This is a genomic window from Cobetia sp. BMC6 (assembly GCF_029991385.1).
Taxonomy (GTDB): Bacteria; Pseudomonadota; Gammaproteobacteria; order Pseudomonadales; family Halomonadaceae; genus Cobetia.
In genome coordinates this window covers 80,116-92,353 of the sequence record NZ_JAKUMF010000010.1, presented here as the reverse complement: position 1 = coordinate 92,353, position 12,238 = coordinate 80,116, and the positions used below count along the sequence as shown (strand labels likewise).

Below are 12,238 nucleotides of genomic sequence, written 5' to 3'. Positions count from 1 at the left end.
GGGATACTCACCGTGGCACGCAAGACTCCACTTAAGCGTTACCGCAACATCGGTATCTGTGCCCACGTCGACGCCGGTAAGACTACCACTACCGAGCGCGTCCTGTTCTATACCGGCCTGTCTCACAAGGTCGGCGAAGTCCACGATGGTGCTGCCACCATGGACTGGATGGAGCAGGAACAGGAACGTGGCATCACGATCACCTCTGCGGCGACCACCTGCTTCTGGCAGGGCATGAACAAGCAGTTCGACGAGCACCGTATCAACATCATCGATACTCCGGGGCACGTTGACTTCACTGTTGAAGTCGAGCGTTCACTGCGTGTTCTCGATGGCGCGGTCGTGGTGCTGTGTGGTTCTTCCGGTGTCCAGCCGCAGACAGAGACTGTCTGGCGTCAGGCCAACCGTTACGAAGTTCCGCGCATGATCTTCGTCAACAAGATGGACCGCGCTGGCGCGGACTTCTTCATGGTCGTCGATCAGGTGCGCAAGCGCCTGGGCGCGAACGCCGTCCCGATCCAGATCAACTGGGGTGCGGAAGACGAGTTCAAGGGCGTCATCGATCTGATCAAGATGAAGGCCATTGTCTGGGACGAAGACAACCACGGCATGAACTACGAGCTGATCGACATTCCGGCCGAGCTGCAAGAGACAGCTGCCGAGTGGCGTGAACACATGCTCGAGTCTGCTGCTGAATCGTCCGAAGAACTGATGGACAAGTACCTTGAAGAAGGCGAGCTGTCCGAGGAAGAAGTCAAGGCTGCGCTGCGTCAGCGTACCCTGGCCAACGAAATCTGCCTCGTGACCTGTGGTTCTGCCTTCAAGAACAAGGGTGTCCAGGCGGTTCTGGATGCGGTCATCGAATACATGCCGTCTCCGCTTGAAGTCAAGGCCATCGAGGGTGAGCTTGACGACAAGGACGGTACCATCGAGACCCGCGAAGCTGACGACAAGGCTCCGTTCGCGGCGCTGGCGTTCAAGATCGCGACCGATCCGTTCGTTGGTACCCTGACCTTCATTCGCGTCTACTCAGGCGTGCTGAAGTCGGGTGATGGCGTCTTCAACTCCGTCAAGAGCAAGAAGGAGCGTGTCGGTCGTATCGTCCAGATGCACTCCAACTCTCGTGAGGAGATCAAGGAAGTCTATGCTGGCGATATCGCCGCATGTATCGGTCTGAAAGACGTGACCACCGGTGACACCCTGTGTGACCCGGACCACAAGATCGTGCTTGAGCGCATGGAATTCCCTGAGCCGGTCATCTCCGTTGCCGTCGAGCCGAAGTCCAAGGCCGACCAGGAAAAGATGGGTGTTGCACTGGGCAAGCTGGCCCAGGAAGATCCGTCCTTCCGCGTCGAGACCGACGAAGAGTCCGGTCAGACCATCATCTCCGGTATGGGTGAGCTTCACCTGGACATCCTCGTCGACCGCATGCGTCGCGAGTTCAATGTCGAGGCGAACATCGGCAAGCCGCAGGTGGCTTACCGTGAGACCATCCGTACCAAGGTCGAGCAGGAAGGCAAGTTCGTTCGTCAGTCCGGCGGTCGTGGTCAGTTCGGTCACGTCTGGCTTCGCATTGAGCCTCTCACTGCAGAGGACAAGGGCGACGACGAAGAAATGACCTTCAAGTTCGAGTCCGAGATCGTCGGTGGTGCGGTTCCGAAGGAATACGTGCCGGCCGTCGAGAAGGGCGCCGCTGAGCAGCTCAAGAATGGTGTCATCGCCGGTTATCCGATGATCGACGTCAAGGTCACGCTGTTCGATGGTTCCTACCACGACGTCGACTCCAACGAGACTGCGTTCAAGGTCGCCTCTTCCATGGCGATCAAGGCCGGTGCCCCGAAAGCGGGTGCAGTGCTGCTTGAGCCGCTCATGAAAGTCGAAGTCGTCACGCCTGAAGATTTCATGGGTGACGTCATGGGCGACCTGAACCGTCGTCGTGGCCTCGTTCAGGGCATGGATGATTCTTCCACTGGCAAGATCATCAATGCACTGGTGCCGCTGGGTGAGATGTTCGGTTATGCGACCGACCTGCGCTCACAGACCCAGGGCCGCGCAAGCTACTCCATGGAGTTTGCGAAATACGACGAAGCACCGAACAGCATCGTCGAAGCCGTCATCAATCAGAAGTAACCGATTAGCTAACGAAAGAGGTTATAGCAGTGGCTAAGGAAAAATTTGAGCGTTCGAAGCCGCACGTCAACGTCGGCACCATTGGTCACGTCGATCACGGCAAGACCACTCTGACTGCGGCTCTGACTCGCGTCTCTGCAGAAGTCTTCGGTGGTGACGCGCGTGCGTTTGACTCCATCGATAATGCCCCGGAAGAGCGCGAGCGTGGTATCACCATCTCCACCGCTCACGTGGAATACCAGTCCGAAGTGCGTCACTACGCGCACGTCGACTGCCCGGGTCACGCCGACTACGTCAAGAACATGATCACCGGTGCTGCCCAGATGGACGGCGCTATCCTGGTCTGCTCCGCTGCTGACGGCCCCATGCCGCAGACTCGCGAGCACATCCTGCTGTCCCGTCAGGTCGGCGTTCCGTTCATCGTTGTCTTCCTGAACAAGGCTGACATGGTCGATGACGAAGAACTGCTCGAGCTGGTCGAGATGGAAGTTCGTGAACTCCTGAGCGAGTACGACTTCCCGGGCGACGACACTCCGATCGTCATCGGTTCCGCCCTGATGGCTCTGGAAGGCAAGGACGACAACGGCATGGGTACTACCGCCGTTGCCAACCTGATCAAGGCCCTGGATGCGTACATCCCGGAGCCGGAGCGTGCTATCGACCAGCCGTTCCTGATGCCGATCGAAGACGTCTTCTCCATCTCTGGCCGCGGTACCGTCGTCACTGGCCGTATCGAGCGTGGTCTGGTCAAGACTGGCGAAGAGATCGAGATCATCGGCGTGCGTGACACCACCAAGACTACCGTTACCGGTGTCGAGATGTTCCGCAAGCTGCTGGACGAAGGTCGTGCTGGCGAAAACGTCGGCGCCCTGCTGCGCGGCACCAAGCGTGATGATGTCGAGCGTGGCCAGGTTCTGGCCAAGCCGGGCTCCATCAAGCCGCACACCAAGTTCGAAGCCGAAGTCTACGTCCTGTCCAAGGAAGAAGGCGGTCGTCACACTCCGTTCTTCAAAGGCTATCGTCCGCAGTTCTACTTCCGTACCACTGACATCACTGGTACCTGTGAGCTGCCGGAAGGCGTCGAGATGGTCATGCCGGGCGACAACGTCCAGATGGTCGTGTCTCTGATCGCTCCGATCGCCATGGAAGATGGTCTGCGTTTCGCTATCCGTGAAGGCGGTCGTACCGTCGGCGCTGGCGTCGTGGCCAAAATCGTCGAGTAAGGTTCTCCTTACCTGACACAGAAGGGGGCCCTGATGGGCCCCCTTTTCTCGCATGTTTGACACCTGATGTCAGTCTGCCTATAATGCGCATCCTTTGAATGCGTGGGTGACGGCCTACGCCGTCGACATCCATTGGAGTTTTGGGCAATGCAAAACCAGAAGATTCGCATCCGGTTGAAAGCATTCGACCACCGTCTGATCGACCAGTCCTCTGCAGAGATCGTTGAAACTGCAAAGCGTACCGGTGCTCAGGTTCGTGGCCCGATCCCGCTGCCGACCCGTCGCGAGCGTTACACCATCCTGGTCTCTCCGCACGTCAACAAGGACGCGCGTGACCAGTATGAGATTCGTACCCACAAGCGCGTTCTCGATATCGTCGAGCCGACAGAGAAGACTGTCGACGCGCTGATGAAGCTTGACCTGGCTGCCGGTGTGGACGTCCAGATCAAGGTTGACTGATACCTCACTAGTCACTGCGGCCCAGCGCTCTCACTGATAGAGCAGCAGCCGCCACGCCGGGATGGCGTCATACAATGTGCTAGTGGAATGCTCTGGAAAGGGCAGCCATAGCGGGTGACAGCCCCGTACACTAAAGGAGACTGAACATGTCTATCGGTTTAGTCGGTAAGAAGGCCGGGATGACCCGTGTCTTCACCGAAGCTGGCGCCTCTGTGCCGGTTACCGTGATTGAAGTTGAGCCGAACCGCATCGTGACCATCAAGTCTCTCGAGACTGACGGCTACAATGCTATTCAGGTGACAACTGGCTCTCGTAAAGCCAAGCACCTCACCAAGGCAACTGCTGGTCAGTATGCCAAGGCGGGTGTAGAGGCTGGCCGTACCCTGATGGAATTCCGCCTGAACGAAGGCGACGAAGCTCCTGCAGTGGGCGGCGAACTCACCGTATCCCTCTTTGAAGCTGGTCAAAAGATTGATGTGACCGGCACCTCCAAGGGTAAAGGTTTCCAGGGCGCAGTTAAGCGCTGGAACTTCCGCACCCAAGACGCTACCCACGGTAACTCACTGTCGCACCGCGCGCCGGGTTCCATCGGTAACTGTCAGACCCCGGGCCGCGTCTTCAAAGGTAAGAAGATGGCTGGCCAGATGGGCAACGTCCGTTCCACCGTCCAGAGCCTGGAAGTGGTCCGCGTCGACGCTGAACGCAATCTTCTGCTGGTCAAGGGTGCCGTTCCAGGTGCTCCGGGCGGCGAAGTGATCGTGCGTTCCGCTGTGAAAGCTCGCTGAGGGGAATTAACCGATGAATCTTAATCTTGCAGGTGCAGGCGGCGCAGTAGACGTCTCCGATGCCACCTTTGGTAAGGACTTCAACGAGGCTCTGGTTCACCAGGTCGTCACCGCCTATCTGGCTGGTGCACGTCAAGGTACCGTGGCTCAGAAGACCCGTTCTGACGTGTCCGGCGGTGGCAAGAAGCCGTGGCGTCAGAAAGGTACTGGTCGTGCACGTGCCGGTACCATCCGTTCCCCGCTGTGGCGTTCTGGCGGTGTGACCTTTGCAGCGCGTCCTCAGGACCATTCGCACAAGGTCAACCGCAAGATGTATCGCGCTGCCATGCGTTCCATCCTGTCCGAGCTGGTCCGTCAGGATCGCCTGGTCGCGGTCGACGCTATCAGCGTCGAAGCTCCGAAGACCAAGCTGCTGATCGCCAAGCTCCAGGAACTGGGCCTTGAGAAAGCGCTGATCGTCACTGAAGAGCAGGACGTCAACCTGTACCTGGCCGCGCGCAACATCCCGTATGTTGACGTCGTCAATGTCGCTGGCGCTGACCCGGTCAGCCTCGTCGGTTACGACAAGGTGCTGATGACTGTCGCTGCCCTGCGCAAGTTCGAGGAGAACCTGGGATGAATCAGGAACGCGTATTCAAGGTCCTGCTTGGTCCTCACATGACCGAGAAGGCCGCGGTCGCTGCCGAGAACAACCAGTACGTGTTCAAGGTTGCCAGCGACGCGACAAAGCCCGAAATCAAGAAAGCCGTCGAAGCGCTGTTTGGCAAGAAAGTCGATCGTGTCCAGGTTCTGAACATGAAAGGCAAGACCAAGCGCACCGCTCGCGGTGTTGGTCGTCGCGCTGGTTATCGCAAGGCCTATGTAACTCTGGCCGCCGGCGAGACCATCGAAGACTTCTCTGGCGCCGAGTAAGGCAGGAGTACGGAACATGGCAATTGTTAAGACAAAACCTACCTCCGCCGGTCGCCGCCACCTGGTAAAGGTCGTCAATGACGAACTTTTCAAAGGTCGCGCGTACGCTCCGCTGCTTGAAAAGCAGTCAAAGTCCGGTGGTCGTAACAATAATGGTCGCATCACTACTCGCCACATCGGCGGTGGTCATCGTCACCATTACCGTCTGGTTGATTTCAAGCGCAACAAGGATGGCATTCCGGCCATCGTTGAGCGTCTGGAGTACGATCCGAACCGTAGCGCGAACATCGCGCTGGTGAAGTACCTTGACGGCGAACGTCGCTACATCATTGCACCGAAAGGTGTCTCTGCTGGCGATCGTCTCGAGTCTGGTGTTAACGCACCGATCAAGAAAGGCAACGCTCTGCCGCTGCGCAATGTCCCGGTGGGTTCCACCGTTCACTGTGTAGAGCTGAAGCCAGGCAAGGGCGCCCAGATCGCTCGTAGTGCAGGTACCAGTGCCCAGGTCGTGGCACGTGACGGTAACTACACCACGCTGCGTCTGCGCTCTGGCGAGATGCGTAAGGTGCTGTCCGAATGCCGTGCAACTCTCGGCGAAGTGGGCAACTCCGAGCACAGCCTCCGTCAACTGGGCAAGGCCGGTGCTAAGCGTTGGAGAGGCGTGCGCCCGACTGTTCGCGGTGTCGCGATGAACCCGGTCGATCACCCGCATGGTGGTGGTGAAGGTCGTACCTCTGGTGGCCGTCACCCGGTCAGCCCGTGGGGCGTCCCGACCAAGGGTCACAAGACTCGCAAGAACAAGCGCACCGATAAGCTTATCGTCCGTCGCCGCAAGGCCAAGTAACAGATATTGAGGGGTAACGGCTGTGCCACGTTCACTGAAGAAAGGTCCTTTTATTGACCTTCATCTGCTGAAGAAGGTTGAGACAGCAGTGGAAAAGAACGACCGCAAACCGATCAAGACCTGGTCGCGTCGTTCCATGATCCTGCCGAACATGGTCGGGCTCACCATTGCCGTCCATAACGGTCGCCAGCATGTCCCGGTTCTCGTTTCTGAGGAAATGGTCGGTCACAAGCTCGGCGAGTTTGCTGCCACCCGCACATACCGCGGGCACGCTGCAGATAAAAAAGCCAAACGGTAAGCCAGAGAGGATTTAAGAGATGGAAGTAGCTGCTAAGCTGCGCGGCGCTCGTTTATCCGCCCAGAAGGCCCGTTTGGTGGCTGACCAGGTGCGCGGTAAGCCGGTCGCCGAGGCGCTGAATCTGCTCGCTTTCTCACCGAAGAAGGCCGCGAAGATTGTTCGCAAGGTTCTGCAGTCCGCGATCGCGAATGCGGAAGAAAACAACGGCATGGACATTGACGAGCTTCGCGTCTCGACTATCTGTGTCGACGAGGGCATGACGCTCAAGCGCATCCAGCCACGTGCCAAAGGCCGTGCGGATCGTATCTTGAAGCGCACTTGTCATATCACCGTCAAGGTAGCCGAGAAGTAGGAGACGACCAATGGGTCAGAAAGTTAATCCGACAGGTTTCCGACTGGGTATTGTCAAGGATCATACCTCTGTCTGGTACGCCGAAGGCGCTACCTATGCCGACAAACTGAACAACGATCTGCAGGTGCGTGGATTCCTGGAAGAGCGTCTGAAAAGCGCTTCCGTGAGCCGCATCAGCATCGAGCGTCCGGCAAACAACGCCCGTATTACCATTCACACCGCCCGTCCGGGTATCGTGATCGGTAAGAAGGGTGAAGATGTCGATCGCCTTCGTCGTGAAGTTTCCGAGATGATGGGCGTTCCCGTCCACATCAACATCGAGGAGATTCGCAAGCCGGAACTCGATGCCAAGCTGGTTGCTGCCAATGTGGCAGGTCAGCTCGAGCGTCGTGTCATGTTCCGTCGTGCGATGAAGCGTGCTGTGCAGAACGCAATGCGTCTGGGCGCCAAGGGCATCAAGATTCAGCTCTCTGGTCGTCTCGGCGGTGCCGAAATCGCCCGTACCGAATGGTACCGCGAAGGCCGCGTTCCGCTTCACACCCTGCGTGCTGACATTGATTACTCCACCTTCGAAGCTCACACCACCTACGGCATCATTGGTGTCAAGGTCTGGATCTTCAAAGGCGAGATCCTCGGTGGCATCGAAGAGGTGCGAGCCAAGGCGAAGCAGCCCGCGTCCGCACCCAAGAAGAAAGGCAAGTAAGGGGGTAATCGATGTTACAGCCCAAGCGTATGAAATTCCGCAAGATGCAGAAAGGTCGCAACCGTGGCCTGGCGCATCGCGGAAGCAAGGTAAGCTTTGGTGAGTTTGGCCTGAAAGCCACCGGCCGTGGTCGTATCACCGCTCGTCAGATCGAAGCTGGCCGTCGTGCCATTACCCGTCACGTCAAGCGTGGCGGCAAGATCTGGATCCGTGTCTTCCCAGACAAGCCGATCTCCAACAAGCCGTTGGAAGTTCGTATGGGTAAAGGTAAGGGTTCTGTCGAGTACTGGGTCGCTCAGATCCAGCCCGGCAAGGTCCTCTACGAGATCGAAGGTGTATCCGAAGAGCTGGCCCGTGAAGCATTTAGCCTGGCCGCTATGAAGATGCCGATCTCCACCACCTTTGTTAAGCGGACGGTGATGTGATGAAAGCCCAAGAACTCCGTGAAAAGTCAGTCGAGGCGCTCCAGGAGCAGTTGTTCGAACTGCTGCGTGAGCAATTCAATCTGCGCATGCAGAAGGCAACAGGCCAGCTGAGCCAGGTTCACCTGCTCAAGCAGACTCGTCGCCAAATTGCTCAGGTTAAGACTGTGCTCAACCAGAAGTCAGGTGAGTAAAATGGCCGAAGAAACTAAAGCACGCACACTCACTGGCAAGGTGGTGAGTGACAAGATGGAAAAATCCATCGTTGTCATGGTCGAGCGCCGTGAGCGTCACCCGATCTATGGCAAGTACCTGAGACGCTCCACCAAGCTGCACGCCCATGATGAGGCGAATCAGGCTCGGATCGGTGACACCGTCTCTATCGCCGAGACTCGTCCGCTGTCCAAGAAGAAAGCCTGGACCCTGGTCGAGGTGGTTGAACAGGCCAAGGGTTAATCCCTAGGCCAGTTCCCACCAGGCAGTCAGATTAGGTTTGGAGAAAACCGATGATTCAGACTCAGACAATGCTGGATGTCGCCGACAACAGTGGCGCGCGCCGGGTGCAATGCATCAAGGTGCTGGGTGGTTCACACCGCCGTTACGCTCGTGTTGGAGACATCATCAAGGTCACCGTCAAAGAAGCTATCCCGCGTGGCAAGGTCAAGAAAGGCCAGGTCATGAAGGCAGTGGTCGTTCGTACCAAAGCCGGTGTCCGTCGTAATGACGGTTCCGTGATCCGCTTCGACGGTAATGCGGCCGTTCTGTTGAACAACACCAACGAACAGCCGATCGGTACCCGTATCTTCGGCCCGGTTACCCGTGAACTTCGCAGTGAGAAGTTCATGAAGATCATTTCCCTGGCGCCCGAAGTGCTGTAAGGAGCGGAAGCGGATATGCAAAAGATCAAACGTGACGATGAAGTCATCGTCATCGCCGGGAAGGACAAGGGCAAGCGCGGTACCATCAGCAAGGTGCTGAAAGGTGAGCGTCTGCTCGTGTCCGGTGTGAATATGATCAAGCGTCACACCAAGCCCAACCCGATGCTGGGCACCCAGGGGGGTATCGTCGAGCGCGAGGCTCCGATTCACGCGTCCAACGTGGCCATCTTCAACCAGGAGACCGGCAAGGCGGATCGTGTCGGAATCCAGGTACAGGAAGACGGTACTAAGGTACGCATCTTTAAGTCGACTCAGAAGCTGATCGACGCCTAACGCGAGTCGGGTACAACATGGCGAACTTGAAAGAACGTTATCAGAACGAAGTGGCCGCCCAGCTCAAAGAGCAGTTCGGCTACGCCAATGTGATGCAGGTTCCCCGCATCACCAAGGTGACCCTGAACATGGGTATCGGTGAAGCCACCGCTGACAAGAAGCTGATCGACAACGCGTTTGCCGATCTCCAGATGCTTTCTGGTCAGAAGCCCATCGTCACCAAGGCACGCAAGTCCATCGCTGGCTTCAAGGTCCGCGAAGGATGGCCGATCGGTGTTAAGGTGACCCTGCGCAGCGATCGTATGTGGGACTTCCTGGACCGTCTCGTGAACGTGGCTATCCCGCGCGTTCGTGACTTCCGTGGTCTGAACCCGAAGTCCTTCGATGGCCGTGGAAACTACTCCATGGGTGTGCGTGAGCAGATCATCTTCCCGGAGATCGAGTATGATAAGATCGACCGGATTCGTGGCCTGGACATCACCATCACCACTAGCGCCAACACCGATGATGAAGGTCGTGCGTTGCTGGGCGCGCTGAACTTCCCGTTCAAGAAATAAGGGTGGATCATGGCAAAGAAAAGCATGGTTGAGCGCGAGCTCAAGCGCACCAAGCTGGTCGCTAAGTACGCCGCCAAACGCGACGCACTGAAGACCATCATCAACGACGTCAACGCTTCTGAAGAAGAGCGCTTCGACGCACAGCTGAAGCTGCAGCAGCTGCCGCGTGATGCCAGCCCGGTCCGTCAGCGTAACCGCTGTCGTATCACTGGCCGTCCGCACGGCTACTACAACAAGTTCGGCCTGAGCCGCAACAAGCTGCGTGAAGCCGCTATGCGTGGTGACGTGCCTGGTCTGACCAAGTCCAGCTGGTAACACCACTGCAAGAATTCAGGAGCGCAACGTAAATGAGCATGCAAGACACTCTGGCGGATATGTTCACCCGTATCCGCAATGCGCAGATGGCCACCAAGGAGACGGTTACCATGCCGTCTTCCAAGCTCAAGGTTGAAGTGGCCCGCGTATTGAAGGAAGAGGGTTATATTTCCGAGTTTGCCGTCGCAGAAGGCGCCAAGCCGGAACTGACCGTGACCCTCAAGTACTTCGAAGGCAAGTCGGTTATCGAGAGCATCAAGCGTATTTCCAAGCCGTCCCTGCGCCAGTACAAAGGCAAGGGTGAGCTTCCGAAAGTCGCAGATGGCCTGGGTATTGCGATCGTTTCCACCTCCCGGGGCGTGATGACCGATCGTGCGGCCCGTCAAGCTGGTGTCGGCGGCGAAGTCCTCTGCACCGTATTCTAGGAGTTTGGAATGTCCCGCGTAGCCAAGTATCCGGTTAAATTGCCGAACGGCGTCGAGGCAAAGCTCGACGGCGACAAGCTGACCGTGAAGGGCAGCAAAGGCCAGCTGGAACTGACCGTCCACCAGGACGTGGTCATCTCTATGGAAGAAGGTCAGATGACCTTCGCTCCGTCCGAGACCGCCAAGAACTGGGCAATGGTTGGTACCACTCGTGCTCTGGTCAACAACATGGTGTCTGGTGTTTCCGAAGGCTTCACCAAGTCTCTGGAAATCAATGGTGTGGGTTATCGTGCCCAGGCCAAAGGCCAGACAATCAACCTGACACTGGGCTTCTCACACCCGGTCGACTATGAACTGCCGGCAAGTGTTACGGCTGAAACGCCGAAGAACACTCAGATCGTCCTCACGTCTGCTGACAAGCAGGCTTTGGGTCAGGTCGCCGCAGAGATTCGCGCATTCCGTCCGCCGGAGCCCTACAAGGGCAAAGGTATTCGGTACAGCGACGAAGTCGTCCGTCGTAAAGAAGCCAAGAAGAAGTAAGGCAGGGTTATGAACGCGAAGAAAGAATCTCGTCTCCGTCGTGCCCGCCGCGCTCGTGCGAAAATCCGCGAGCTGGGCGTGTTTCGCCTGTGCGTGAACCGCACCCCGCGTCACATCTACGCGCAGATCATCTCGCCGGATGGCGGCCAGGTCCTGGCCACCGCATCCACGCTCGACAAGAGCCTGCGCGAAGGTTCTACCGGTAACTCGGACTCCGCCGCCAAGGTGGGTGCTCTGATTGCCGAGCGCGCGAAGGAAGCGGGTATCAAGCAAGTGGCTTTCGATCGCTCCGGGTACAAGTACCACGGTCGCGTGAAGGCCCTGGCCGATGCCGCACGTGAAGGCGGCCTGGAATTCTAAAGGGTTTTACGATGGCGAATATCGAACAGAAGGGCGGTGACCTGCAAGAGAAGCTCGTGCAGATCAACCGCGTCGCCAAGGTAGTCAAGGGCGGCCGTATCTTCGGTTTCACCGCTCTGACTGTCGTTGGTGACGGCAATGGTCGTGTTGGCTTCGGCCGTGGCAAGGCGCGTGAAGTGCCGGTCGCGATCCAGAAGGCAATGGACCAAGCTCGTCGCAACATGATCAAGGTCGACCTGAAGGGCCACACCCTGCAGTATCCGGTGAAGGCTCGTCACGGCGCATCCAAGATCTACATGCAGCCAGCGTCCGAAGGTACCGGCATCATTGCCGGCGGTGCGATGCGTTCCGTGCTCGAACTGGCTGGCGTCCATGACGTCCTGGCCAAGTGCTACGGTTCCACCAATCCGGTCAACGTGGTGCGCGCGACCATCAACGGTCTCGCTGCCATGAAATCTCCGGAAGACATCGCCGCCAAGCGTGGCCTGTCTGTCGACAAGATTGCGGGGTAAGGCACCATGGCAGCTAAGATCACGGTAACCCAGATCCGCAGCACCATCGGCGTCCTCGAAAAGCACAAGGCCACTATGAAAGGTCTTGGCCTGCGCCGCATCGGTCACACTGTCGAGCTGGAAGACACCCCCGCGGTACGCGGCATGATCAACAAGGTTCACTACCTTGTCCGTGTTGAGGGAGAGTAAT

The 12,238-nt window shown here is 57.8% G+C and carries 22 protein-coding genes; all 22 read left to right on the top strand.

Annotated elements, in window-relative coordinates:
- The first annotated feature begins 12 nt into the window (after positions 1-12).
- Complete coding sequence (gene fusA / locus MKZ40_RS15050) at positions 13-2,130, top strand: elongation factor G (RefSeq protein WP_175090309.1); 2,118 nt, start codon at positions 13-15, stop codon at positions 2,128-2,130.
- A 29-nt stretch (positions 2,131-2,159) separates the two neighbouring features.
- Positions 2,160-3,353: an elongation factor Tu gene (gene tuf / locus MKZ40_RS15045; protein ID WP_065392570.1), complete on the top strand. Its 1,194-nt coding sequence runs from the start codon at positions 2,160-2,162 to the stop codon at positions 3,351-3,353.
- Positions 3,354-3,500: 147 nt separating this feature from the next.
- Positions 3,501-3,812 (top strand): 30S ribosomal protein S10, encoded by a 312-nt coding sequence (gene rpsJ, locus MKZ40_RS15040; RefSeq protein WP_024950650.1) that lies wholly within the window; start codon positions 3,501-3,503, stop codon positions 3,810-3,812.
- Between the two features lie 146 nt (positions 3,813-3,958).
- Positions 3,959-4,597: a 50S ribosomal protein L3 gene (gene rplC, locus MKZ40_RS15035; RefSeq protein ID WP_024950651.1), complete on the top strand. Its 639-nt coding sequence runs from the start codon at positions 3,959-3,961 to the stop codon at positions 4,595-4,597.
- 13 nt (positions 4,598-4,610) lie between these two features.
- Complete coding sequence (gene rplD / locus MKZ40_RS15030) at positions 4,611-5,216, top strand: 50S ribosomal protein L4 (protein ID WP_054556901.1); 606 nt, start codon at positions 4,611-4,613, stop codon at positions 5,214-5,216.
- Positions 5,213-5,509 carry a 50S ribosomal protein L23 gene (gene rplW, locus MKZ40_RS15025; protein WP_043334865.1) on the top strand — a complete coding sequence of 99 codons (297 nt, stop codon included), beginning with the start codon at positions 5,213-5,215 and terminating at the stop codon, positions 5,507-5,509. Before rplD ends, rplW begins: the two co-directional genes overlap by 4 nt.
- Before the next feature lie 16 nt (positions 5,510-5,525).
- On the top strand, positions 5,526-6,353 hold the full coding sequence (gene rplB, locus MKZ40_RS15020) for a 50S ribosomal protein L2 (RefSeq protein ID WP_043334862.1): 828 nt from the start codon (positions 5,526-5,528) through the stop codon (positions 6,351-6,353).
- Between the two features lie 22 nt (positions 6,354-6,375).
- Positions 6,376-6,651 (top strand): 30S ribosomal protein S19, encoded by a 276-nt coding sequence (gene rpsS / locus MKZ40_RS15015; protein ID WP_024950655.1) that lies wholly within the window; start codon positions 6,376-6,378, stop codon positions 6,649-6,651.
- A 19-nt stretch (positions 6,652-6,670) separates the two neighbouring features.
- Entirely contained in the window at positions 6,671-7,003 is a 333-nt protein-coding gene (gene rplV, locus MKZ40_RS15010) for a 50S ribosomal protein L22 (protein WP_043334859.1), read from the top strand.
- A 10-nt stretch (positions 7,004-7,013) separates the two neighbouring features.
- A complete protein-coding gene (rpsC, locus tag MKZ40_RS15005; protein WP_043334856.1) occupies positions 7,014-7,706 on the top strand; it encodes a 30S ribosomal protein S3 in 693 nt (230 codons plus the stop codon).
- 11 nt (positions 7,707-7,717) lie between these two features.
- A complete protein-coding gene (rplP, locus tag MKZ40_RS15000) occupies positions 7,718-8,131 on the top strand; it encodes a 50S ribosomal protein L16 (protein ID WP_043334854.1) in 414 nt (137 codons plus the stop codon).
- Complete coding sequence (gene rpmC, locus MKZ40_RS14995) at positions 8,131-8,322, top strand: 50S ribosomal protein L29 (protein WP_024950659.1); 192 nt, start codon at positions 8,131-8,133, stop codon at positions 8,320-8,322. The genes rplP and rpmC overlap by 1 nt, the downstream gene beginning before the upstream one ends.
- 1 nt (position 8,323) lies before the next feature.
- Complete coding sequence (gene rpsQ, locus MKZ40_RS14990) at positions 8,324-8,584, top strand: 30S ribosomal protein S17 (RefSeq protein WP_043334852.1); 261 nt, start codon at positions 8,324-8,326, stop codon at positions 8,582-8,584.
- 50 nt (positions 8,585-8,634) lie between these two features.
- Positions 8,635-9,006: a 50S ribosomal protein L14 gene (gene rplN, locus MKZ40_RS14985; protein WP_043334850.1), complete on the top strand. Its 372-nt coding sequence runs from the start codon at positions 8,635-8,637 to the stop codon at positions 9,004-9,006.
- 15 nt (positions 9,007-9,021) lie between these two features.
- Positions 9,022-9,339: a 50S ribosomal protein L24 gene (gene rplX / locus MKZ40_RS14980; RefSeq protein WP_043334846.1), complete on the top strand. Its 318-nt coding sequence runs from the start codon at positions 9,022-9,024 to the stop codon at positions 9,337-9,339.
- 17 nt (positions 9,340-9,356) lie between these two features.
- The gene (gene rplE / locus MKZ40_RS14975; RefSeq protein WP_043334844.1) at positions 9,357-9,896 is read left to right on the top strand and encodes a 50S ribosomal protein L5; all 540 of its coding nucleotides are present in this window, start codon (positions 9,357-9,359) and stop codon (positions 9,894-9,896) included.
- Positions 9,897-9,905: 9 nt separating this feature from the next.
- Positions 9,906-10,211 (top strand): 30S ribosomal protein S14, encoded by a 306-nt coding sequence (gene rpsN, locus MKZ40_RS14970; RefSeq protein WP_043334842.1) that lies wholly within the window; start codon positions 9,906-9,908, stop codon positions 10,209-10,211.
- 32 nt (positions 10,212-10,243) lie between these two features.
- Positions 10,244-10,636 carry a 30S ribosomal protein S8 gene (gene rpsH, locus MKZ40_RS14965; RefSeq protein WP_043334840.1) on the top strand — a complete coding sequence of 131 codons (393 nt, stop codon included), beginning with the start codon at positions 10,244-10,246 and terminating at the stop codon, positions 10,634-10,636.
- Positions 10,637-10,645: 9 nt separating this feature from the next.
- On the top strand, positions 10,646-11,176 hold the full coding sequence (gene rplF / locus MKZ40_RS14960) for a 50S ribosomal protein L6 (RefSeq protein WP_166020051.1): 531 nt from the start codon (positions 10,646-10,648) through the stop codon (positions 11,174-11,176).
- A 9-nt stretch (positions 11,177-11,185) separates the two neighbouring features.
- Positions 11,186-11,536 carry a 50S ribosomal protein L18 gene (rplR, locus tag MKZ40_RS14955; protein ID WP_024950667.1) on the top strand — a complete coding sequence of 117 codons (351 nt, stop codon included), beginning with the start codon at positions 11,186-11,188 and terminating at the stop codon, positions 11,534-11,536.
- Between the two features lie 11 nt (positions 11,537-11,547).
- Entirely contained in the window at positions 11,548-12,048 is a 501-nt protein-coding gene (rpsE, locus tag MKZ40_RS14950) for a 30S ribosomal protein S5 (protein WP_054556902.1), read from the top strand.
- A 6-nt stretch (positions 12,049-12,054) separates the two neighbouring features.
- Positions 12,055-12,237, top strand: a complete 183-nt coding sequence (gene rpmD, locus MKZ40_RS14945) for a 50S ribosomal protein L30 (protein WP_024950669.1) — start codon at positions 12,055-12,057, stop codon at positions 12,235-12,237.
- Position 12,238: the final 1 nt, after the last annotated feature.

Bases quoted from the DNA above. Each gene is read 5' to 3' on its own strand.
- rplV (WP_043334859.1), top strand. From the start codon at position 6,671: ATGGAAGTAGCTGCTAAGCTGCGCGGCGCTCGTTTATCCGCCCAGAAG.
- rplD (WP_054556901.1), top strand. From the start codon at position 4,611: ATGAATCTTAATCTTGCAGGTGCAGGCGGCGCAGTAGACGTCTCCGAT.
- rpmC (WP_024950659.1), top strand. From the start codon at position 8,131: ATGAAAGCCCAAGAACTCCGTGAAAAGTCAGTCGAGGCGCTCCAGGAG.
- rplW (WP_043334865.1), top strand. From the start codon at position 5,213: ATGAATCAGGAACGCGTATTCAAGGTCCTGCTTGGTCCTCACATGACC.
- rplX (WP_043334846.1), top strand. From the start codon at position 9,022: ATGCAAAAGATCAAACGTGACGATGAAGTCATCGTCATCGCCGGGAAG.
- rpsN (WP_043334842.1), top strand. From the start codon at position 9,906: ATGGCAAAGAAAAGCATGGTTGAGCGCGAGCTCAAGCGCACCAAGCTG.
- rplP (WP_043334854.1), top strand. From the start codon at position 7,718: ATGTTACAGCCCAAGCGTATGAAATTCCGCAAGATGCAGAAAGGTCGC.
- rplC (WP_024950651.1), top strand. From the start codon at position 3,959: ATGTCTATCGGTTTAGTCGGTAAGAAGGCCGGGATGACCCGTGTCTTC.
- rplB (WP_043334862.1), top strand. From the start codon at position 5,526: ATGGCAATTGTTAAGACAAAACCTACCTCCGCCGGTCGCCGCCACCTG.
- rplF (WP_166020051.1), top strand. From the start codon at position 10,646: ATGTCCCGCGTAGCCAAGTATCCGGTTAAATTGCCGAACGGCGTCGAG.
- rplN (WP_043334850.1), top strand. From the start codon at position 8,635: ATGATTCAGACTCAGACAATGCTGGATGTCGCCGACAACAGTGGCGCG.
- rpsQ (WP_043334852.1), top strand. From the start codon at position 8,324: ATGGCCGAAGAAACTAAAGCACGCACACTCACTGGCAAGGTGGTGAGT.
- rpsH (WP_043334840.1), top strand. From the start codon at position 10,244: ATGAGCATGCAAGACACTCTGGCGGATATGTTCACCCGTATCCGCAAT.
- rplE (WP_043334844.1), top strand. From the start codon at position 9,357: ATGGCGAACTTGAAAGAACGTTATCAGAACGAAGTGGCCGCCCAGCTC.
- rpmD (WP_024950669.1), top strand. From the start codon at position 12,055: ATGGCAGCTAAGATCACGGTAACCCAGATCCGCAGCACCATCGGCGTC.
- rpsE (WP_054556902.1), top strand. From the start codon at position 11,548: ATGGCGAATATCGAACAGAAGGGCGGTGACCTGCAAGAGAAGCTCGTG.
- rpsC (WP_043334856.1), top strand. From the start codon at position 7,014: ATGGGTCAGAAAGTTAATCCGACAGGTTTCCGACTGGGTATTGTCAAG.
- rplR (WP_024950667.1), top strand. From the start codon at position 11,186: ATGAACGCGAAGAAAGAATCTCGTCTCCGTCGTGCCCGCCGCGCTCGT.
- rpsJ (WP_024950650.1), top strand. From the start codon at position 3,501: ATGCAAAACCAGAAGATTCGCATCCGGTTGAAAGCATTCGACCACCGT.